The organism is Burkholderia sp. PU8-34 (genome assembly GCF_053427725.1).
Genome location: NZ_JBSAXC010000005.1, coordinates 56,697 through 77,585, shown reverse-complemented (window position 1 = coordinate 77,585; position 20,889 = coordinate 56,697). Strand labels below are relative to the sequence as shown.

Genomic DNA, 20,889 nt, shown 5'->3' with positions numbered 1-20,889 from the left:
GGCCGCGCATCCGCATCCCGTCATCAAGCAAAAAACACAAATCACGTGGGAGAACCTATGCACGTCAAGCTGTTCGCCGCGGTCGCACTCGCCGCTGCGCCCGTCCTCGTCGCCGCGAAGCCGCTCACCGTCTGCACGGAATCGAGCCCCGACGGCTTCGATGTCGTGCAGTACAACTCGCTCGTCACGACCAACGCGTCGGCCGACGTGATCTTCAACACGCTCGTGTCGTACGACGAAGCCGCGAAGAAGGTCGTGCCCGCGCTCGCGGACACATGGGAAGCGAGCGCCGACGGCCTCACATACACGTTCCGCCTGCGCCCGAACGTCGCGTTCCAGACCACCGACTACTTCAAGCCGACCCGCGCGCTGAACGCGGACGACGTCGTGTTCACGTTCAGCCGGATGCTCGACGACAGCAATCCGTGGCACAAGGTCGCCGGCGCGAGCGGCTTCCCGCATGCGCAGTCGATGGGGCTGATCAAGCTCGTGAAGTCGGTGTCGAAGGTCGACGACAACACCGTGAAGTTCGTGCTGAACGAGCCGAACGCGACCTTCGTGCCGATCCTGACGATGGGCTTCGCGTCGATCTATTCGGCCGAATACGCGGACCAGCTGCTGAAGGCCGGCAAGCAGGCGGACCTGAACGCGAAGCCGGTCGGCACGGGCCCGTTCGTGCTGAAGAGCTACACGAAGGACGCGCTGATCCGCTACGACGTGAACCCGGCCTACTGGGGCGCGAAGCCGAAGGTCGACCGGCTGATCTACGCGATCACGCCCGATCCGTCGGTGCGGATGCAGAAAGTGAAGGCCGGCGAATGCCAGATCGCGTTGTCGCCGAAGCCGCAGGACGTGCTCGCCGCGAAAGGCGAAGGCGCGCTGAAGGTCGTGCAGACGCCCGCGTTCATGACCGCGTTCGTCGCGCTGAACACGCAGAAGAAGCCGCTCGACAACGCGAAGGTGCGCGAGGCGCTGAACCTCGCATTCGACCGCGCGACCTACCTGAAGGTCGTGTTCGACAACACCGCGACGCCCGCGAACAACCCGTATCCGCCGAACACGTGGAGCTACGCGAAGGACATCGCGCCGTATGCGTACGATCCCGCGAAGGCGAAACAGCTGCTCGCCGCGGCAGGCTTTCCGAACGGCTTCTCGACGACGATCTGGACGCGTCCGACCGGCAGCGTGCTGAACCCGAACCCGAAGGCCGGCGCCGAACTGCTGCAGGCCGACCTCGCGAAGATCGGCGTGAAGGCCGACCTGAAGGTGATCGAATGGGGCGAGCTGATCAAGCAGGCGAAGCTCGGCCAGCATGACATCCTGTTCATGGGCTGGGCCGGCGACAACGGCGATCCGGACAACTACCTGACGCCGCAGTTCAGCTGCAACGCGGTGAAGTCGGGGATCAACTTCGCGCGCTACTGCGACCCGCAGCTCGACAAGCTGATCGCCGACGGCAAGGCCACCGCCGACCAGGCGAAGCGTGCGAAGCTGTACGAAGCCGCGCAGAAGATCGTCCACGACGAGGCGCTGTGGATTCCGCTCGGCTATCCGACCGCGGCGGCGCTCACGCGTGCGAACGTCAGCGGCTATCGCGTGAGTCCGTTCGGACGGCAGAATTTCACGGCGGTGTCGGTGCAGTAACCGCACCGTGGCGCGCAAGCGATGGGCGTGACGGCCCGTCGCTTGCGAACCGCGCGCCCCGCTTGCCCGCACGATGCAATGGAGCCGCGACGGGTGGCGCTACGAACCCGTCGCGTGATGAAGGAGAACGGACGATCAGCGTGCGGGCCGGAACCGCAGCACGCCGTCCTCGCCCTGCTCGCGCACGAGTTCGCCCGCGAGCCACAGCAGGTTCAAATGCGCGATCGCCTCGCCGAGCGCGAACGTGATCTGGTGGATATCGAGCTCGCGGCGGCGGAACATGATCGGCACGATGTCGGCCGCGCTCATCGGTTTCTCCGCACATGCTTCGCGCACCTCGTCGAGGCGCGCGTCATGGTGCGCGCGCAACTGCGCGATGCGCGTGCGCACGCCGCGGAACGGCTTGCCGTGCGACGGCAGCACGAGCGTGTCGGCGGCCATCGTCTCGTAACGGCCGAGCGACTGCAGGTACAGCGCGAGCGGGTTCGCCTCCGGCTCGAGATCGAACACCGACACGTTCGTCGAGATGCGCGGCAGCACCATGTCACCGGAGATCAGCACACCGTCCGCTTCGCTGTGGAGCGCGCAATGCTCAGGCGAATGGCCGAAGCCCGTGACGACGCGCCACGTGCGCGCGCCGATCGTCACCGCGTCGCCTTCGCGCAGGCGGCGATAGCGCGGCGGCACGGCCGGCACGAGATCCGAGTAGTAGCTGCGGCGGTTACGCAGCTTGTCGAGCGAAGCCGGATCCGTGAGGCCGTGGCGCGCGAAGTGATCGGCCGCGGCCGGGCCGCCGGCGTTCGAGCCGTTGCCGGCGGCCATCAGGCAGCCGAACATGTATTCGCCGAGCGTCATCCACAGCCGCACGTTCCAGCGCGACCGCTCGCCGCCTTCGCACAGCCAGTTCGCGAGCCCGAAGTGATCGGGATGGCAGTGCGTGACGATCACGCGCAGCACCGGCAGCCCGTCGAGGTGCGTGTCGAAGATCCGTTCCCAGTGCTCACGGATCGCGTCCGACGCGATCCCGCAGTCGACGATCGTCCAGCCGGCCTGCCCGTCGATCTCGTCGCGCAGCAGCCAGAGGTTGATGTGGTCGAGCGAGAACGGCAGCGGCATGCGCAGCCAGCGCACGCCGGGGGCGACCTCGAACGTGTCGCCCGCGGCGGGCAGCGTATCGGCGAAGGGGTAGTCGAGTTGGTGTTCCAGTGCGTTCATCGGTGGGGTGTCTCGTCGTTATTCGTGCCGGGCCGACAAGCGGCCGAGCGTGCGGGGCCGACAAGCGGCCTGGCGTGCGGGGCCGGCAAGCAGCCGGGCGTGCGGCGGGCTGCCGCGGGCGTTCCGGCGATTCTATCGCTCAATCGCGCGGGACGTGATCCGCACCGCCTGCGCGTCAAAAAAAGTTCGCGTCAGAATCCGTTCCGTACCTGTATCTTTGCGCGAAGATGCCCCGAACGGCACCGAACGCCGCGCAACGTGCCGACCGGCGACCGACCTGGGCGCGGCCCCGGATGCAATGAAAGCGCCGACTTGGGCGCTAAAATGTCGACTGGTTCCAGCCCTTTTGAGCGAGCCTGCACGCAATGAATCACTTCCCCAAACTGCTGTCGTCGCAGATCGGCTTCGACGTCGCGCAGACGATGCTCGAGAACTTCGACCACCACTACCGGGTCTTCCGGGAAGCGGCCATTGCAGCAAAGACGCTGTTCGAGCAGGCCGACTGGCACGGGCTGCAGCGGCTCGCGCGCGAGCGGATCACGTCGTACGACGATCGCGTGCAGGAATGCGTCGAGGTGCTGGAAGACGAATACGACGCTGAGAACATCGACGACGAGGTGTGGCAGCAGATCAAGCTGCACTACATCGGTCTCCTGACGTCGCACCGCCAGCCCGAGTGCGCGGAGACGTTCTTCAACTCGGTGTGCTGCAAGATCCTGCACCGCTCGTACTTCAGCAACGACTTCATCTTCGTGCGCCCGGCGATCTCGACCGAATACCTCGAGAACGACGAGCCTGCGGCCAAGCCGACCTACCGCGCGTACTATCCCGGCACCGACGGGCTCGCGGTGACGCTCGAGCGGATCGTCACGAATTTCCAGCTCGAGCCGCCGTTCGAGGATCTCTTGCGCGACATCACGTGCGTGATGCATGCGATTCACGACGAATTCGGCCGCTTCGACGAGGCGCAGAATTTCCAGATCCACGTGCTGTCGTCGCTGTTCTTCCGCAACAAGACCGCGTACATCGTCGGCCGCATCATCAACGCGGACCGCGTGCTGCCGTTCGCGGTGCCGATCCGCCACGTGCGAGCGGGCCTGCTCGCGCTCGACACGGTGCTGCTGCGCCGCGACCAGCTGCAGATCATCTTCAGCTTCTCGCACTCGTACTTCCTCGTCGACATGAACGTGCCGTCCGCGTACGTCGACTTCCTGTGCTCGATCATGCCGGGCAAGCCGAAGGCGGAGATCTACACGTCGGTCGGCCTGCAGAAGCAGGGCAAGAACCTGTTCTACCGCGACCTGCTGCATCACCTGTCGCATTCGAGCGACCGCTTCATCATCGCGCCCGGGATCAAGGGCCTCGTGATGCTCGTGTTCACGCTGCCGTCGTTCCCGTACGTGTTCAAGGTCATCAAGGACCAGTTCCCGCCGCCGAAAGAGACGACGCGCGCGCAGATCATGGAGAAGTACCAGCTCGTCAAGCGCCACGACCGGCTCGGGCGCATGGCCGACACGCTCGAGTATTCGAGCGTCGCGCTGCCGCTCGCGCGGCTCGACCACGCGCTCGTGCGCGAGCTCGAGAAGGAAGTGCCGTCGCTGCTCGAATACGAGGGCGACGACCTCGTGATCAAGCACCTGTACATCGAGCGCCGGATGATCCCGCTCAACCTGTACCTGCAGAACGGCAGCGACGCGGACATCGAGCACGGCGTGAAGGAGTACGGCAACGCGGTGAAGGAGCTGATGAAGGCGAACATCTTCCCCGGCGACATGCTGTACAAGAACTTCGGCGTCACGCGCCACGGCCGCGTCGTGTTCTACGACTACGACGAGATCGAGTACCTGACCGACTGCAACGTGCGCCGCGTGCCGCCGCCGCGCCACGAGGAAGACGAGCTGTCCGGCGAGCCGTGGTATTCGATCGGCCCGCACGACATCTTTCCCGAAACCTACGGGCCGTTCCTGCTCGGCGATCCGCGCGTGCGCGACGTATTCTTGAAGCACCACGCGGATTTCTTCGAGCCTGCGCTGTGGCAAGCGAGCAAGGACAAGCTGCTGCAGGGCGAGCTGCCCGATTTTTATCCGTACGACGCGTCGCTGCGCTTTTGCATACGCTATCCGGCACGCTTCGATGCCATGGACGACGACGAAGGCGGCGCGCAACGCGCCGCCTGAAGCCGCATCCCGAACCGACCCGATTTCCGCACACGGAATTCCACACCGATGAACACCAACGACCACCCGCTCTCACACCTGTTCGACAACAACGACGCCTGGGTCAAGCGCAAGCTCGCCGACGATCCGCAGTACTTCTCGCGTCTCGCCGACCAGCAGGCGCCGGAATATCTGTGGATCGGCTGCTCGGATTCGCGCGTGCCGGCGAACCAGATCATCGGCCTGCCGCCGGGCGAAGTGTTCGTCCACCGCAACATCGCGAACGTCGTCGTCCACACCGACCTCAACTGCCTGTCGGTGATCCAGTTCGCGGTCGACCTGCTGCGCGTGAAGCACATCATGGTGGTCGGCCACTACGGCTGCTCGGGCGTGAACGCGGCGCTGCACAACCGGCGCGTCGGCCTCGCGGACAACTGGCTGCACCACGTGCAGGACGTGCGCCAGAAGCACGCGGCGCTGCTCGACGAATGGCCGCTCGGCGAGGCGCGCTATCGCCGCCTGATCGAGCTGAACGCGATCGAGCAGGTCGTCAACGTGTGCCGCACGACGATCGTCAACGACGCGTGGGCGCGCGGCCAGCAGCTTACCGTGCACGGGCTCGTGTACGGCGTGCACGACGGCCGCATGCGCGATCTCGGGATGGCAGTGTCGAACGCCGACGCGCTCGACGACATGTACCGGCGTGCGGTGGCCGCGCTGACTGCGCGCGGCGAGCACTCGCCCCGCAACGACATGGTCGCGGCCGATGCGGCCAAGCTCACCGAAGTCGCGCAGTCTGTCGCGGACACGTTGAAGCATTGAGTGGGGCCGGAGCAAGCGCCGAAGCGCTGACGCTGGTCGACCGCGAAGCATGGGGCCCGAAAAAGCGCTGAAGCGCTAACTCGGGCCGACCGCGAAGCATGGGGCCCGAGTAAGCGCTGAAGCGCTAACTCGGGCCGACAGGAGACGCACCATGGCATCTGTTGACCACGACGATCCGATCGTCATCGCCGCAGCGGCGCGCACGCCGATCGGCGGCTTTCAGGGCGATTTCGCGTCGCTCACGGCGCCGCAGCTCGGCAGCGTCGCGATCGGCGCGGCGCTCGCGCGCGCCGGTCTCGGGCCGGAGCAGATCGATGAAGTGGTGATGGGCTGCGTGCTGCCCGCAGGCCTTGGCCAGGCGCCCGCGCGCCAGGCCGCGCTCGGCGCGGGCCTGCCGCTCGCCACCGGCTGCACGACGGTCAACAAGATGTGCGGCTCGGGAATGCGCGCGGCGATGTTCGCGCACGACATGCTCGTCGCCGGCTCGGCCGACGTGATGATCGCGGGCGGCATGGAAAGCATGACGAACGCGCCGTACCTGTTGCCGAAGGCGCGCGCCGGGATGCGCATGGGCCACGGCCAGGTGCTCGACCACATGTTCCTCGACGGCCTCGAGGACGCGTACGACAAGGGCCGCCTGATGGGCACGTTCGCCGAGGAATGCGCGGCCGAGTACCAATTCACGCGCGACGCGCAGGACGCGTTCGCGATCGAGTCGCTCGCACGCGCGAAACGCGCGAACGAGGACGGCTCGTTCGGCTGGGAGATCGCGCCCGTGACGGTGGCCGCCAAGAAAGGCAATCACGTCGTGTCGCGCGACGAGCAGCCGTTCAACGCCGATCCGTCGAAGATCCCGACGCTGAAGCCCGCGTTCAGCAAGACCGGCACCGTGACCGCCGCGAATGCGTCGTCGATCTCCGACGGCGCGGCCGCGCTCGTGATGATGCGCGCGTCCACCGCCGCGCGGCTCGGCCTCAAGCCGCTTGCGCGCGTCGTCGGCCATGCGACGTTCGCGCAGGAACCGTCGAAGTTCACGACCGCGCCGGTCGGCGCGATCCGCTGCCTGTTCGGCAAGAACGGCTGGCGCGGGTCGGACGTCGACCTGTACGAGATCAACGAGGCGTTCGCGGTCGTCACGATGGCGGCGATGACGGAATTCGACCTGCCGCACGACAGGGTGAACGTGCACGGCGGCGCCTGCGCGCTCGGCCATCCGATCGGCGCGTCCGGCGCGCGCATCGTCGTCACGCTGATCGGCGCGCTGCGCGCACGCGGCGGCAAACGCGGCGTCGCGAGCCTGTGCATCGGCGGCGGCGAGGCGACTGCCATGGGCATCGAACTGATCTGACACCCTGAACCCACGCACTGCGAAGGAGTGGCGAGCATGAAAACCGTATTGATCGTCGGCGCGTCGCGCGGCCTCGGCCGCGAATTCGTCCGGCAATACCGGCGCGACGGCTGGAACGTGATCGCCACCGCGCGCGACGACGCCTCGCTTGCCGCGCTGCGCGAGCTCGGCGCGCACGCGCATGCGCTCGACATCGCGCAGCCCGAGCAGATCGCCGCGCTCGGCTGGAAACTGGACGGCGAACGGCTCGACGCGGCCGTCGTCGTGTCGGGCATCTACGGGCCGCGCACCGAAGGGGTCGAAACGATCACCGCCGACGATTTCGACGCAGTGATGCACACCAACGTGCGCGGGCCGATGCAGCTGCTGCCGATCCTGCTGCCGCTCGTCGAGGACGCGCGCGGCGTGCTCGCGGTCGTGTCGAGCCGGATGGGCAGCATCGGCGAGGCGACCGGCACGACCGGCTGGCTCTACCGCGCGAGCAAGGCCGCGCTCAACGACGTGCTGCGCATCGCGTCGCTGCAGACCCGCCACGCAGCCTGCATCTCGCTGCATCCGGGCTGGGTGCGCACCGACATGGGCGGCGCGCAGGCGGCCATCGATCCGGAAACGAGCGTCACGGGCATGCGCCGCGTGATCGCCGAAGCCGGTGCGGACGTCGCGCTCGCGAACGGCCGCTTCTTCCAGTACGACGGCATCGAGCTGACCTGGTAACAACAACCCGTCGTTAATTCGTATTTCGCATGATTTCAACCCGACCTGACGCGTGCCCGTGCGGCGGCGCGTCGCCCGCACCTGCCGGCCGCGCGCCGGCGCCCCGCTACGCCGCGTGCTGCGGCCGCTTCATCGACGGCGGCGAGATTGCGCCGACCGCGCTCGAGTTGATGCGTTCGCGGTACAGCGCGTACGTGCTCGGCGCGACGGATTACCTGCGCGCGACATGGGACGCGCGCACCTGCCCCGCCGATCTGGATGCCGACCCCGCCGCGCCCGACGCACCGCGCTGGCTCGGCCTCGCGGTGAAACGCCACACGCCGCTCGACGAACGCCATGCGGAGGTCGAATTCGTGGCCCGCTACAAGGTCGGCGGGCGCGCACACCGGCTTCACGAAACGAGCCGTTTCGAGCGCGACGAACGCGGTTTCTGGCGCTATGTCGACGGCGATGTAAACGAACGCTGACAAATACTTGCTGTGGCATACGCCGGGTTATTCCTGCATTGCACAACCCAAATTGGTCAGGCTACGATAAGCCTCAGTTTGGTCAAGTTGCATGGCAGGGCTTACGAATGGCGTTCAGCAAGGTACTGGTGGGATGGATGGCGGCCTGCGCGCTGTCGGCCGCGATGGCCGACACGCTGCCGAACGCCGCGCCCGCAGGCGGGCCGCTCGCCCGTGCTGAACGCTTCGACTACGGCGGCTCGGGCCTGCCGCAGGTCGCCGCGAACCTGAACGAGCAGATCGTTCGCATTCCGGCCGACGCGTCGGGCACGGTGACGCTCGAAGCCACGCTGTTCAAGCCGGACGGCCCCGGCCCGTTCCCGCTCGTCGTGTTCAACCACGGCAAGAATCCCGGCGATCTCCACGAGCAGCCGCGCAGCCGCCCGCTCGCGTTCGCGCGCGAATTCGTGCGTCGCGGCTATGCGGTGATCGCGCCGAACCGGCAGGGTTTCGCCGGCTCCGGCGGCACCTACCAGCAGGAAGGCTGCGACGTCGGGAAGAATGGTCTCGCGCAGGCAGCCGACGTCGACGCGACGGTCCGCTACATGGCGCACCAGCCGTATATCGACGCATCGCGCATCGTCGTCGCCGGCACATCGCACGGCGGGCTTGCATCGATCGCTTACGGCACCGAAGCGGCATCCGGCGTGCGCGGCATCATCAATTTCTCCGGCGGGCTGCGCCAGGATCTCTGCCAAGGCTGGCAGCGCAACCTCGTCGATGCGTTCGACCAGTACGGCGCGCATTCGGCGGTGCCGTCGCTGTGGCTCTATGGCGACAACGACTCGGTGTGGACGCCGGGGCTCGTCGCGCAGATGCACGACGCGTACGCGTCGCACGGCACGCGCGTGCAGTTCGTCGACTTCGGTCGCTACAAGGACGACGCGCATCGGCTGATCGTCGATCGCGACGGCGTGCCTGTCTGGTGGCCGGCCGTCCATGCATTCCTCGCCGACCTGAACCTGCCGACCGCGGTGCGCTTTGCGGTCGCGAACCCGCACGAGCCGAAGGCATCGGGCTATGCGTCGATCGACGCCGTCAACGCGGTGCCGTTCGTCGACGAAGCCGGCCGCGAGGGCTATCGCCGCTTCCTGAGCCAGCATCCGAGCCGTGCGTTCGCGGTGTCGGACGAGGGCGCGTGGTCGTGGGCCGAGGGCGGCGACGATCCGATGGCGCTCGCGCTCGACAACTGCGCGAAGCAGGGTGCGGGCGCATGCCGGCTGTATGCCGTCAACGATCGCGTCGTGTGGAACGCGCATGCGTCGCAGACCGCGGACAACGGCGACCGCGACGACGATGCGCAGGCCGCGCGCTCGCTCGCGGCGCGCTGATCGTACGCGCCTGATTTCCGCCTCTTCTCCGCTTTTTCCTCCGATCATTTCTTTCTGCAATCGAATCGCTCGTCGCGCGTGACGATCACGATCCGATGCTGAAACGCGGCCGCCCGCGCGATTCAAGCGCAGCGACGCCGATCGTTTCGCTGCATATCCCCCTGAGCGCACGATAGCCCGCGCGGTCGCCAATCTGCGTCATTCGTCGGCCCTGAGCTCGATGCCGCTGCCCGGTCCCGACTTTCGCATCCGCATCAACTTCCGTTTTCGCTCCCGCTTCCGCTCCCGCTCCCGCTCCCGCTTCCGCTTCCGCTTCCGCTTCCGCTTCCGCATCGGCATCGGCATCGGCATCGGCATCGGCATCCACATCCACATCCACATCCACATCCACATCCACATCCACATCAGCATCGGCATCGGCATCAGCATCCGCATCCGCATCCGCATCCGCATCGCCAGCAAGCGCGCCGCTCGTTCCGTCACGCTTTTCGGCGTTCCCACTTTCCGCTTTCGCCCGCGTCGCAGGTACCGTCACGCACACGCGCCGCCCTCCTTCGATCCCCGTTTTTCGCCCCAAACGGCACCATCGGCCCACGATTTTTTTCTACTGGGGGGTGTCACTCGAACGTCGTCATCTGCATGCATTTCCGGACTACTGGGCCGTACCGTTCCGAGCCGTCCCGAACTGCGCCGAACTCCCGTCCAGCAAGGCTTTGCGGCGTTTGTAACCGCTCGTGCACGGATCCGCGGAACACGCTAATCTTCCGCGGAACACGCTGATCTCTGCGCGTTTTCGTGTTTTGCATGCCGCCCTGACGGCCTGCATTGCCGTCATCCTTTGCGGCCGCCGAGCCTCTGTCCGATGCTCCGCGCCGCGCGTTTTACCCCGGAGCCGTTTTGACGACGCAAGCGACCGACGACTGGGTCGCGCGCAGCCTGCGCGCGGTCTGGCACCCCTGCACCCAGATGAAGCACCACGAGCGGCTACCGCTCATCCCCGTCGCGCGCGGCGCAGGCGTGTGGCTGTACGACCGCGACGGCCGCCGCTATTTCGACGCGATCAGCTCGTGGTGGGTCAACCTGTTCGGCCATGCGAACCCGGACATCAACGCCGCGCTGAAGGACCAGCTCGACACGCTCGAGCACGCGATGCTCGCCGGCTGCACGCACGAGCCCGCGATCGAGCTCGCCGAGCGGCTCACCGCGCTCACGCAGCACACGCTCGGCCACGCGTTCTTCGCGTCGGACGGCGCATCCGCGGTCGAAATCGCGCTGAAGATGAGCTTCCACGCGTGGCGCAACCGCGGCCGCGCGGACAAGCGCGAATTCGTCTGCGTCGCGAACGGCTATCACGGCGAGACGATCGGCGCGCTGGGCGTGACCGACGTCGCGCTGTTCAAGGATGCGTACGACCCGCTGATCCGCCATGCGCACGTCGTCGCGTCGCCCGACGCGCGCCTCGCGCAGCCCGGCGAGACGGCCGCCGACGTCGCGGGCCGCGCGCTCGCCGACGTGCGGCGCCTGTTCACCGAACGCGACGGCCACATCGCCGCGCTGATCGTCGAGCCGCTCGTGCAGTGCGCGGCCGGCATGGCGATGCACGATCCGTCGTACGTGCGCGGGTTGCGCGCGCTGTGCGACGAATTCGGCGTGCACCTGATCGCCGACGAGATCGCGGTCGGCTGCGGCCGCACCGGCACCTTCTTCGCGTGCGAGCAGGCCGGCGTATGGCCCGATTTCCTGTGCCTGTCGAAGGGCATCAGCGGCGGCTACCTGCCGCTGTCGCTGGTGCTGTCGCGCGACGACATCTTCGCGGCGTTCTACGACGACGACACGACGCGCGGTTTCCTGCACTCGCACTCGTACACGGGCAACCCGCTCGCGTGCCGCGCGGCGCTCGCGACGCTCGACCTGTTCGCGCGCGACGACGTGCTCGCGCGCAACGCACGCAACTCCGCCGCGATGCGCGACGCGCTCGCGCCGCTCGCAGCGCACCCGCAGGTGCGCCACCTGCGCGAGCGCGGCACGCTGTTCGCGTTCGACGTCGCGCTCGACGGCGACGCCGCGCGCGGCTTCTCGCGGCGCTTCTTCGAGCGCGCGCTCGAACGCGAGCTGCTGCTGCGCCCGATCGGCACGACCGTCTACCTGATGCCGCCGTACGTGATCGACGACGCCGACATCGCGTGGCTTGCGCAACGCACGCGCGACACGCTCGACGCCACCCTCGCGGAGATCGCCGGATGAAACAGCCCCCACGTTCACTTCGTTCACTGCCCCCCGAGGGGGCGGCTGCCTCCCTTGGGGCGGCCCGGCGGGAGGCAGCATGACCCTGCTCGACACCCTGCAACGCGGCCTCGCCGAACTCGACGCGCAAGGCCTGCGCCGTGTGCGCCGCACGGCGGACTCCGCGTGCGATGCGCACATGACCGTCGACGGCCGCGAGATCGTCGGCTTCGCGAGCAACGACTATCTCGGGCTCGCCGCGCACCCGGCGCTCGTCGCCGCGTTCGGCGAAGGCGCGCAGCGCTACGGCTCGGGCAGCGGCGGCTCGCACCTGCTCGGCGGCCATTCGCGCGCGCACGCGCGGCTCGAGGACGAGCTCGCCGCCTTCTGCGGCGGCTTCTCCGACGCGCCGCGCGCGCTGTACTTCAGCACCGGCTACATGGCGAACCTCGCCGCGATGACCGCGCTCACGGGCAAGGACGCGACGATCTTCTCCGACGCGCTGAACCATGCGTCGCTGATCGACGGCATCCGGCTGTCGCGCGCGAACGTGCAGGTCTACCCGCACGCGGACATGGCCGCGCTCGCCGCGCTGCTCGATGCGTCCGACGCGAAGACGAAGCTGATCGTCAGCGACACCGTGTTCAGCATGGACGGCGACATCGCACCGCTCGCCGAACTCGTCGCGCTGGCCGAACGCCACGGCGCGTGGCTCGTCGTCGACGACGCGCACGGCTTCGGCGTGCTCGGCCCGCAAGGCCGCGGCGCGCTCGCGGCCGCAGCGCTGCGCTCGCCGCACCTCGTCTACGTCGGCACGCTCGGCAAGGCGGCCGGCGTCGCGGGCGCGTTCGTCGTCGCGCACGACACGGTGATCGAATGGATGATCCAGCGTGCGCGCAGCTACATCTTCACGACCGCCGCGCCGCCGGCGGTCGCGCATGCGGTGTCGGCGAGCCTGAAGGTGATCGCCGGCGACGAAGGCGACGCGCGGCGCGCGCACCTCGCCGCGCTGATCGAGCGCACCCGCGCGCTGTTGCGCAAGACCCGCTGGCAGCCGGTCGATTCGCACACGGCCGTGCAGCCGCTCGTGATCGGCAGCAACGACGCGACGCTCGCCGCGATGCGCGCGCTCGATGCGCACGGCCTGTGGGTGCCCGCGATCCGGCCGCCGACGGTGCCGGCCGGCACGTCGCGGCTGCGCATCTCGCTGTCGGCCGCGCATTCGTTCGACGATCTCGCACGGCTCGAGGCTGCGCTGATCGACGCGAGCGAGACAGCAGCATGAGCGAGCCCCTTTCGCTGTTCGTCACCGGCACCGATACGGAGATCGGCAAGACCTTCGTGTCCGCGGCGATGCTGCACGGCTTCGCGCGGCGCGGCCTGCGCGCGGCCGCGCTGAAGCCGGTCGCGGCCGGCGCGTACGAACAGGACGGCGTCTGGCGCAACGAGGACGCCGACCAGCTCGACGCGGCCGCGAACGTCGTGCTGCCGCCCGAGCTGCGCACGCCGTTCCTGCTGAAGGCGCCCGCCGCACCGCACATCGTCGCCGCGCAGGAAGGCGTGACGCTCGACATCGACACGATCGTCGCGTGCCATCGCGAAGCGATGACGCGCGCGGACATCGTCGTCGTCGAAGGCGCCGGCGGCTTCCGCGTGCCGCTCACCGACACGCACGACATGGCCGATCTCGCGGTTGCGCTCGGCGTGCCGGTCGTGATGGTGGTCGGCGTGCGGCTCGGCTGCATCAGCCATGCGCTGTTGACCGCCGACGCGATTGCCGCACGCGGCCTCACGCTCGCCGGCTGGGTCGCGAACCACGTCGATCCGGCGATGTCGTACCCGGACGAGAACGTCGCGACGATCCGCGACTGGCTCGCACGCGAGCACCGCGCGCCGCTCATCGGCCGCATTCCGCACATGACGCCGGCCGCCCCCGAATCCGCCGCAGCGATGCTCGACGTCGCCGCGCTCACCGACACGCTGCGCGCCGCGCAGCATTGATCCCAACACTCCCCCACGCGAATCCAGGATGAACGATATGACCCAAGCCCAGACCGCTGCCGTGCAGCCCGAAGCGATCCCCGTGGCCGCCCCGGCCGCGCAGCGCTGGCGCGTCGCCGACGTCGTCGCGCTGTTCGAACTGCCGTTCAACGACCTGATGTTCCGCGCGCAGCAGGTGCACCGCGAGCATTTCGACGCGAACGCGGTGCAACTGTCGACGCTGCTGTCGATCAAGACGGGCGGCTGCGAAGAGGATTGCGGCTACTGCTCGCAATCGTCGCACCACGACACCGGCCTGAAGGCGGAGAAGCTGATGGATGTCGACGCAGTGCTCGACGCCGCGCGCGCCGCGAAGGCGAACGGCGCGAGCCGCTTCTGCATGGGCGCCGCATGGCGCAACCCGAAGGAACGCCACATGCCGGCGCTGACCGAGATGGTGCGCGGCGTGAAGGAAATGGGGCTCGAGACCTGCATGACGCTCGGCATGCTGGAAGACGAGCAGGCGAAAGAACTCGCCGACGCGGGCCTTGATTACTACAACCACAACCTCGACACGTCGCCAGAGTTCTACGGCCAGGTCATCTCGACGCGCACGTACCAGGATCGCCTCGATACGCTCGACCGCGTGCGCGACGCGGGCATCAACGTGTGCTGCGGCGGGATCATCGGGATGGGCGAATCGCGCCGCGAGCGCGCGGGCCTGATCTCGCAGCTCGCGAACCTGAACCCGTATCCGGATTCGGTGCCGATCAACAACCTCGTCGCGATCGAGGGCACGCCGCTCGAAGGCACCCCGGCGCTCGATCCGTTCGAATTCGTCCGCACGATCGCGGTCGCGCGGATCACGATGCCGAAGGCCGTCGTGCGGCTGTCGGCCGGCCGCGAGCAGCTCGACGACGGGTTGCAGGCGATGTGCTTCCTCGCCGGCGCGAACTCGATGTTCTACGGCGACCAGCTGCTGACGACGAGCAACCCGCAGACGCAGCGCGACCGCGCGCTGTTCGAGCGTCTCGGGATTCGCGCGAGCCAGGCGGACGCGCTTTCGGGTGACGCAACGGCGGACGCATAAGCGGCGCTTTGCCAGCGAACGGAAAAGCCGGGATGCGTCCCGGCTTTTTTTGTCGCGGCGCGCGGCGTCGCATCGCCGCACCGCGTCGCCGCGCACCCGCCAGCGAACGCGCCGCACGACGCCCGCTCCCGCCTTCAGCCAGCGCCGCCCAGCGCCCTCGGCTCCATGAACGTGTGCCGGAAGTAGTCGCGCACCGCGTGCATCGCGGGACTTAGCTCGATGTTCTTGCGCCAGGCGAGGCCGACGCTCATCGGCGGCACCGGATCGCGCAGCACGATCGTCTCGATGCGCCGCCCCTCGAGCGACCACGGGCGATACACCATGTCGGACAGGATCGCGACGCCGCTGCCGTTCGCGACCATGCTGCGCACGGCCTCGACGGACGACGTGCGCAGGATCACGTTCGGCCGGTACGGCGTCTCGTTCCAGTAGCGCAGCGCCGTCTGCCCGGCCTCGTCAACCGTCAGCATCACGAACGGTTCGCGCGCAACCTCGGCGAACGTGACGCTTTCCCGCTTCGTCAGCGGGTGATGCGCGCCGACCCACAGCCGCCGCACCGAATGGATCACGGGCTCCAGCACGAGCTCGGGATTCGACACGTTCGACGTCAGCAGCACGGCCATGTCGTACCGGCCCGCGATCAGCCCCTCCTCGATCGACTCCCGGTTCAGCTCGTGCAGGTGGATCGTCAGTCTCGGGTAGAGCGTATTCAGGCGCAGCACGTGATGCGGCAGGAAGTAGCCGAGCACCGTATAGCTCGCGGCGATCGCAAGCGTGCCCGTCAGCGTGCTTTCGAGGTTCGGGATCCGCATCGCCTCGTCGACCGACGACAGGATCGTGTAGGCGTGGTTGAGGAAACGCCGTCCCGTGTCGGTCAGCGTCACGCCCGCCGCCGTGCGAAGGAAGAGTTGCGTGCCGAGGCTGTCCTCCAGCTCCCGGATCGCGCTCGTCACGGCCGACTGCGAGATCGTGAGCTGGATCGCGGCCTGCGAAATCTGTCCGAGCTCGGCGGTCGCGACGAAGTACTTGAGCTGTCTGAGAGTCAGGGCCATGTCGGGTGGAAAACTGATGGAGACGCGGGTAAACATCATATCAACCGTGCCGCGCGCGTAAAGCGCGCACCGCCGAACCCCGCACGCCCTTGCTCCCGCGGCGCTGCGCGGCCGGATTCGGCGATATCGAAAAAATCGATACCTACGCATATAAAAATAGAACTTTTTTGACGCACCCCACGCGGCTAACCTCCGTTCAACACGGATTCGGCATGCGCCCCGACGCACGCGAACCGGAGAACCTGGAGGAACGAACAGTATGAGGAAGCACAGCGTCGACCTGAATTCCGACATGGGCGAAGGCTTCGGCCCGTGGACGATCGGCGATGGCGTCGACGAGCAGATCATGCCGCTCATCAGCTCGGCGAACATCGCCACCGGCTTCCACGCCGGCGACCCGAACATCATGGCGCGCACGGTGCAGCTCGCGCGCGACGCCGGCGTCGGCATCGGCGCGCATCCGGGCTTTCGCGATCTGGTCGGCTTCGGCCGCCGCACGATCGCCGAAACGCCGCAGGCGCTCGTCAACGACATCCTGTACCAGCTCGGCGCGCTGCGCGAGTTCGCGCGGCTCAACGGCGTGAGCCTGCAGCACGTGAAGCCGCACGGCGCGCTCTACATGCACGCGGCCAGCAACGAGGCGTTGTCGCGGCTGCTGATCGAGACGCTGCAGCGCGTCGATCCCGGCCTGTGGCTGTACTGCATGGAAGCGTCGGTGACCTACCGCGTCGCCGCCGAATACGGGCAGCCGGTGATCCGCGAGTTCTACGCGGATCGCGACTACGACCGCAGCGGCTCGATCGTGTTCACGCGCCGCGTCGGGCGGCTCGACCCGCGCCAGGTCGCCGACAAGGTGCTGCGCGCGTGCGTCGACGGCAAGGTGCGCACGGTCGACGGCGACGACATCGACATCGATTTCGATTCGGTCTGCATCCACAGCGACACGCCGGGCGCGCTCGACCTCGTGCGCGAAACGCGCAACGCGCTGCTTCGCGAAGGCATCCGGACCGCCGGCCCGCAGCCGCTCGCCGCGCACCACTAATACGATTCAAGGAGACACACGATGGCATTGCACGATATCGTCAGCCCGCTGCCGGGCACCTTCTACCGGCGCCCGTCGCCCGATGCGCAATACTACGTCGCGGTCGACGCGACGGTCGCCGCCGGCGCGGTCGTCGGCCTCGTCGAAGTGATGAAGCAGTTCACCGAGATCGAAGCCGACGCGGCCGGCCGCGTTGTCGAGCTGCTCGTCGAGGACGGCGAGCCGGTCGACGCGGGCCAGGTCCTGATGCGGATCGAGGGGTGAACGCGATGAATCCGGCAACCTCCTGCGGCGCGTTCTACCGCCCATCGCGCATCAAGACCGTGCTCGTCGCGAACCGCGGCGAAATCGCGGTGCGCGTGATTCGCGCGGCACGCGAGCTCGGCATGCGCGCAGTCGTCGTGGTCAGCGACGCCGACCGCGACAGCCTCGCGGCGCGCATGGCCGACGAAGCGATCCACATCGGCTCATCGCATGCGGCGAAGAGCTACCTGAATCCCGCCGCGATCCTCGACGCCGCGCGGCAATGCGGCGCGGACGCGATTCATCCCGGCTACGGCTTCCTGTCCGAGAATGCCGCGTTCGCCGCGCAGGTCGAAGCGGCCGGGCTGGTCTTCGTCGGCCCGGATTCGCGGGTGATCGCGACGATGGGCGACAAGGCGCGCGCCCGCGAAACAGCGCGGCGCGCGAACGTGCCGACGGTGCCCGGCAGCGACGGCGTGGTGCAGTCGCTCGACGAGGCACGCGACGTCGCCGCGCGCATCGGCTATCCGATCATGATCAAGGCAGCCGCGGGCGGCGGCGGGCGCGGCATCCGCGTCGCGCACGACGCCGCGCAGCTCGACGCCGAACTGCCGCTCGCGCAGCGCGAAGCGCAGGCCGCGTTCGGCGACGGCGGCGTCTATCTCGAACGCTTCATCGCGCGCGCGCGGCACATCGAGGTGCAGGTGCTCGGCGACGGCCGCGACGCCATCCACCTGTTCGAGCGCGAATGCTCGCTGCAGCGCCGCCGCCAGAAGATCCTCGAGGAAGCGCCGTCGCCGTCGCTCACGCCGGCGCAGCGCGACGCGCTGTGCGCGTCGGCGACGCGCCTCGCGCGCGAAGTCGGCTATCGCAGTGCGGGCACGCTCGAATACCTGTTCGACGACGCACGCGGCGAGTTCTATTTCATCGAAATGAACACGCGTATCCAGGTCGAGCATCCGGTGACCGAGGCGATCACCGGCATCGATCTCGTGCGCGAGACGCTGCGCATCGCCAACGGCGAGCCGCTGCGCTTCGCGCAGCAGGACATCGCGATGCGCGGCGCGGCACTCGAATGCCGGATCAACGCGGAAGACCCGCTGCAGGATTTCCGCCCGAATCCCGGCCGGATCGACGCACTCGTGTGGCCGACCGGCCCCGGCGTGCGCGTCGATTCGCTGCTCTTTCCGGGCTACGTCGTGCCGCCGTTCTACGATTCGCTGCTCGCGAAGCTGATCGTGCACGACGAGAGCCGCGCGGCCGCGCTGCAACGCCTCGCCCGCGCGCTCGGCGAGCTGCACGTCGGCGGCATGAAGACCACCGCGCCGCTGCACGTCGCGCTGCTCGCGGACGACGACGTGCGCGCCGGGCGCTACCACACGAATTTTCTCGAAGCGTGGATGCCGCAGTGGCGCGAGGCCGCGACGGCCGCCGCGCGGCAGCCTGCAACCACGGACGCCGTGCGCGTCGGGGAGGCCCTGTGACAACCCGTTATACGTTCGGCGGCGACGAATTCGTGTTCGTCGAAATCAGCGAAGCCATGTCGCTCGACGCGTTCTTCAAGGGCACGGCGATCACGCGCGAGCTGCAGCGCCGCGAAGTGCCGGGCGTGACCGAGATCTGCCCGGCGAACGCGTCCTACCAGGTGCGCTACGACCCGGACGTGATCGAGCCCGACACGCTCGTCGCGCTGCTGAAGACGATCGAGGCCGAAGTCGGCGAAGCGCCGCTCGACATCGACACGCGGATCGTCGAAGTGCCCGTGCTCTACAACGACCCGTGGACGCACGAAACGCTGATGCGGTTCCGCGAGCGCCACCAGGATCCGTCGTCGACCGATCTCGAATACGCGGCACGCATCAACGGCAAGCGCGACGTCGACGAATTCATCGCCGCGCACTCGGGCTCGCCGTGGTTCGTGTCGATGGTCGGCTTCGTCGCGGGGCTGCCGTTCATGTACCAGATGGTCGAGCGCGACCGCCAGCTGCAGGTGCCGAAATACCTGCGGCCGCGCACCGACACGCCGAAGCTGACGGTCGGCCACGGCGGCTGTTTCGGCTGCATCTACTCGGTGCGCGGCGCGGGCGGCTATCAGATGTTCGGCGTGACGCCGGCGCCGATCTTCGATCCCGAGCAGCGGCTCGACTACCTGCGCGACTTCATGGTGTTCTTCCGGCCCGGCGACATCGTGAAGTTCCAGCCGATCGACCGCGATGCGTACGATGCGGCCATCGCGGCCGTCGAAGCCGGCACTTTCTCCCTGCGTGTGCGACCCGTGAAATTCTCGCTCGACGATTTTCTCCGCGATCCCGACGCATACAACCGTTCTCTCGTCGAGGTGCTGCATGCAAGCTGACGCGCACAACGTGATCGAGGTCGTGAAACCCGGCCTCGCGACGTCGGTCCAGGACACGGGCCGGCAAGGCTACTACCACGTCGGCATCCCGCCGTCGGGCTCGCTCGACCAGTACGCGTCGCGCGCGGCGAACCTGCTCGTCGGCAATCCCGAGCAGGCGGCCGTGCTCGAATGCACGCTGCTCGGGCCCGAGCTGCTGTTCCATGCCGACGCGCTGATCGCCGTCACCGGCGCGGAGATGACGCCGAAGATCGACGGCGTCGGGCAGCGCTGCAACGTGGCGCTGCGGATCCGCGCGGGCAGCGTGCTGTCGTTCAACTACGTGAAGGGCGGCGCGCGCGCCTACCTGGCCGTCGCGGGCGGCATCGACGTGCCGGTCGTGCTCGGCAGCCGCTCCACCTATACGCTCGGCGCGATCGGCGGCCATGCGGGCCGGCGTTTGCAGAAAGGCGACCGGCTGCCGATCGGCCCCGCGCGCGACGCGCGCCGCGAAGGGCTCGAACTGCCGGCCGCCGTATGCCGGCCGCTCGAGAGCCAAGTCGAGCTGCGCGTGCTGACGGGGCTGTACCACTACCGCCTCACCGCCGAATCGGCGCGCACGTTCTTCGACGACGAATGGACGGTCGCGCCCGAAGCGGACCGCATCGGCTACCGCTACAAGAACGGCCGCCCGCTGCAGTTCATGCCCCGCGAGCAGCCGTTCGGCGCGGGCGCGGACCCGTCGAACATCGTCGACGCGTGCTACCCGATCGGCTCGATCCAGGTGCCGGCCGGGCTCGAGCCGATCATCCTGCATCGCGATGCGGTGTCGGGCGGCGGCTACGCGACGATCGGCACGGTCATCAGCGCCGACATGGACCTGATCGGGCAGATGCAGCCCAACCATCGCGCGCGCTTCGTGCGCGTGACGATGGCCGACGCGCTCGCGGCCCGCCGCGAATACCAGCGGCGCCTCGCGCTGCTGCGCGCCGTGCTGCAGGACTGAGCAACGAAAGCCCGGCCGCCGCGCCGGGCGCTTTCGTCCGCTTCAGTTCTCCGTCGTTCCGCTTTTTCCGCTTTTTCAATTTCCCGCCCGCGCGGCCGCGCGCCGCGCGGCGGGGAAGCGCACGTCTTTTTCCTGTGAGACCGGTTGCCCGCCCGACGTCGGGGCAACCCTGCGGATGCGTC

Annotated in this window: 18 protein-coding genes and 1 pseudogene; 16 read left to right on the top strand and 3 right to left on the bottom strand. The window is 68.2% G+C overall.

Annotation, left to right across the window (positions count from 1 at the left end; genetic code table 11):
- The first annotated feature begins 57 nt into the window (after positions 1-57).
- Entirely contained in the window at positions 58-1,644 is a 1,587-nt protein-coding gene (locus ACV22Z_RS14385) for an ABC transporter substrate-binding protein (RefSeq protein ID WP_448076969.1), read from the top strand.
- Between the two features lie 135 nt (positions 1,645-1,779).
- Here the strand turns inward: ACV22Z_RS14385 and ACV22Z_RS14380 are convergent, their stop codons facing one another.
- Positions 1,780-2,859: an MBL fold metallo-hydrolase gene (locus ACV22Z_RS14380; protein ID WP_448076968.1), complete on the bottom strand. Its 1,080-nt coding sequence runs from the start codon at positions 2,857-2,859 to the stop codon at positions 1,780-1,782.
- Positions 2,860-3,224: 365 nt separating this feature from the next.
- Between ACV22Z_RS14380 and aceK the strand changes: the two genes are divergently transcribed.
- From aceK to ACV22Z_RS14350, 6 genes are all read left to right on the top strand, one after another.
- On the top strand, positions 3,225-5,036 hold the full coding sequence (aceK, locus tag ACV22Z_RS14375; protein ID WP_448076967.1) for a bifunctional isocitrate dehydrogenase kinase/phosphatase: 1,812 nt from the start codon (positions 3,225-3,227) through the stop codon (positions 5,034-5,036).
- Between the two features lie 48 nt (positions 5,037-5,084).
- Complete coding sequence (gene can / locus ACV22Z_RS14370; RefSeq protein WP_448076966.1) at positions 5,085-5,837, top strand: carbonate dehydratase; 753 nt, start codon at positions 5,085-5,087, stop codon at positions 5,835-5,837.
- A 151-nt stretch (positions 5,838-5,988) separates the two neighbouring features.
- Complete coding sequence (locus ACV22Z_RS14365; protein WP_448076965.1) at positions 5,989-7,185, top strand: acetyl-CoA C-acetyltransferase; 1,197 nt, start codon at positions 5,989-5,991, stop codon at positions 7,183-7,185.
- 36 nt (positions 7,186-7,221) lie between these two features.
- Positions 7,222-7,899, top strand: coding sequence for an SDR family oxidoreductase (locus tag ACV22Z_RS14360; RefSeq protein WP_448076964.1), 678 nt, complete (start codon positions 7,222-7,224; stop codon positions 7,897-7,899).
- A 29-nt stretch (positions 7,900-7,928) separates the two neighbouring features.
- A complete protein-coding gene (locus ACV22Z_RS14355; protein ID WP_448076963.1) occupies positions 7,929-8,366 on the top strand; it encodes a YchJ family protein in 438 nt (145 codons plus the stop codon).
- A 107-nt stretch (positions 8,367-8,473) separates the two neighbouring features.
- Positions 8,474-9,736 carry a dienelactone hydrolase family protein gene (locus ACV22Z_RS14350; protein ID WP_448076962.1) on the top strand — a complete coding sequence of 421 codons (1,263 nt, stop codon included), beginning with the start codon at positions 8,474-8,476 and terminating at the stop codon, positions 9,734-9,736.
- A gap of 85 nt (positions 9,737-9,821) precedes the next feature.
- Here the strand turns inward: ACV22Z_RS14350 and ACV22Z_RS14345 are convergent, their stop codons facing one another.
- Complete coding sequence (locus ACV22Z_RS14345) at positions 9,822-10,277, bottom strand: hypothetical protein (RefSeq protein ID WP_448076961.1); 456 nt, start codon at positions 10,275-10,277, stop codon at positions 9,822-9,824.
- 356 nt (positions 10,278-10,633) lie between these two features.
- On the opposite strand from ACV22Z_RS14345, the gene bioA reads away from it, so the two are divergent.
- From bioA to bioB, 4 genes and pseudogenes are all read left to right on the top strand, one after another.
- Positions 10,634-11,980 carry an adenosylmethionine--8-amino-7-oxononanoate transaminase gene (gene bioA / locus ACV22Z_RS14340; RefSeq protein WP_448076960.1) on the top strand — a complete coding sequence of 449 codons (1,347 nt, stop codon included), beginning with the start codon at positions 10,634-10,636 and terminating at the stop codon, positions 11,978-11,980.
- Positions 11,977-13,244: pseudogene (gene bioF, locus ACV22Z_RS14335) on the top strand (8-amino-7-oxononanoate synthase). The gene bioA and the pseudogene bioF overlap by 4 nt, the downstream one beginning before the upstream one ends.
- Positions 13,241-13,960, top strand: a complete 720-nt coding sequence (gene bioD, locus ACV22Z_RS14330) for a dethiobiotin synthase (RefSeq protein WP_448076959.1) — start codon at positions 13,241-13,243, stop codon at positions 13,958-13,960. The pseudogene bioF and the gene bioD overlap by 4 nt, the downstream one beginning before the upstream one ends.
- A gap of 37 nt (positions 13,961-13,997) precedes the next feature.
- Positions 13,998-15,029: a biotin synthase BioB gene (gene bioB, locus ACV22Z_RS14325; protein WP_448076958.1), complete on the top strand. Its 1,032-nt coding sequence runs from the start codon at positions 13,998-14,000 to the stop codon at positions 15,027-15,029.
- A 134-nt stretch (positions 15,030-15,163) separates the two neighbouring features.
- Here the strand turns inward: bioB and ACV22Z_RS14320 are convergent, their stop codons facing one another.
- On the bottom strand, positions 15,164-16,081 hold the full coding sequence (locus ACV22Z_RS14320; RefSeq protein WP_448076957.1) for a LysR family transcriptional regulator: 918 nt from the start codon (positions 16,079-16,081) through the stop codon (positions 15,164-15,166).
- Positions 16,082-16,340: 259 nt separating this feature from the next.
- Between ACV22Z_RS14320 and ACV22Z_RS14315 the strand changes: the two genes are divergently transcribed.
- Genes ACV22Z_RS14315 through ACV22Z_RS14295 form a run of 5 tightly spaced genes read left to right on the top strand, consistent with a single transcriptional unit; the run spans position 16,341 to position 20,707 of the window.
- Positions 16,341-17,123: a 5-oxoprolinase subunit PxpA gene (locus ACV22Z_RS14315; RefSeq protein WP_448076956.1), complete on the top strand. Its 783-nt coding sequence runs from the start codon at positions 16,341-16,343 to the stop codon at positions 17,121-17,123.
- Between the two features lie 21 nt (positions 17,124-17,144).
- A complete protein-coding gene (locus ACV22Z_RS14310) occupies positions 17,145-17,387 on the top strand; it encodes an acetyl-CoA carboxylase (protein WP_448076955.1) in 243 nt (80 codons plus the stop codon).
- A gap of 5 nt (positions 17,388-17,392) precedes the next feature.
- Entirely contained in the window at positions 17,393-18,850 is a 1,458-nt protein-coding gene (locus tag ACV22Z_RS14305; protein WP_448077286.1) for an acetyl-CoA carboxylase biotin carboxylase subunit, read from the top strand.
- Positions 18,847-19,722, top strand: a complete 876-nt coding sequence (locus tag ACV22Z_RS14300) for a 5-oxoprolinase subunit B family protein (protein ID WP_448076954.1) — start codon at positions 18,847-18,849, stop codon at positions 19,720-19,722. The genes ACV22Z_RS14305 and ACV22Z_RS14300 overlap by 4 nt, the downstream gene beginning before the upstream one ends.
- Positions 19,712-20,707, top strand: a complete 996-nt coding sequence (locus tag ACV22Z_RS14295; RefSeq protein WP_448076953.1) for a 5-oxoprolinase subunit C family protein — start codon at positions 19,712-19,714, stop codon at positions 20,705-20,707. The genes ACV22Z_RS14300 and ACV22Z_RS14295 overlap by 11 nt, the downstream gene beginning before the upstream one ends.
- The last annotated feature ends 182 nt before the right edge of the window (positions 20,708-20,889 follow it).

Coding starts and splice junctions, on each gene's coding strand:
- ACV22Z_RS14385 (WP_448076969.1), top strand. CDS start 58: ATGCACGTCAAGCTGTTCGCCGCGGTCGCACTCGCCGCTGCGCCCGTC.
- ACV22Z_RS14380 (WP_448076968.1), bottom strand. CDS start 2,859: ATGAACGCACTGGAACACCAACTCGACTACCCCTTCGCCGATACGCTG.
- aceK (WP_448076967.1), top strand. CDS start 3,225: ATGAATCACTTCCCCAAACTGCTGTCGTCGCAGATCGGCTTCGACGTC.
- can (WP_448076966.1), top strand. CDS start 5,085: ATGAACACCAACGACCACCCGCTCTCACACCTGTTCGACAACAACGAC.
- ACV22Z_RS14365 (WP_448076965.1), top strand. CDS start 5,989: ATGGCATCTGTTGACCACGACGATCCGATCGTCATCGCCGCAGCGGCG.
- ACV22Z_RS14360 (WP_448076964.1), top strand. CDS start 7,222: ATGAAAACCGTATTGATCGTCGGCGCGTCGCGCGGCCTCGGCCGCGAA.
- ACV22Z_RS14355 (WP_448076963.1), top strand. CDS start 7,929: ATGATTTCAACCCGACCTGACGCGTGCCCGTGCGGCGGCGCGTCGCCC.
- ACV22Z_RS14350 (WP_448076962.1), top strand. CDS start 8,474: ATGGCGTTCAGCAAGGTACTGGTGGGATGGATGGCGGCCTGCGCGCTG.
- bioD (WP_448076959.1), top strand. CDS start 13,241: ATGAGCGAGCCCCTTTCGCTGTTCGTCACCGGCACCGATACGGAGATC.
- bioB (WP_448076958.1), top strand. CDS start 13,998: ATGACCCAAGCCCAGACCGCTGCCGTGCAGCCCGAAGCGATCCCCGTG.
- ACV22Z_RS14320 (WP_448076957.1), bottom strand. CDS start 16,081: ATGGCCCTGACTCTCAGACAGCTCAAGTACTTCGTCGCGACCGCCGAG.
- ACV22Z_RS14315 (WP_448076956.1), top strand. CDS start 16,341: ATGAGGAAGCACAGCGTCGACCTGAATTCCGACATGGGCGAAGGCTTC.
- ACV22Z_RS14310 (WP_448076955.1), top strand. CDS start 17,145: ATGGCATTGCACGATATCGTCAGCCCGCTGCCGGGCACCTTCTACCGG.
- ACV22Z_RS14305 (WP_448077286.1), top strand. CDS start 17,393: ATGAATCCGGCAACCTCCTGCGGCGCGTTCTACCGCCCATCGCGCATC.
- ACV22Z_RS14295 (WP_448076953.1), top strand. CDS start 19,712: ATGCAAGCTGACGCGCACAACGTGATCGAGGTCGTGAAACCCGGCCTC.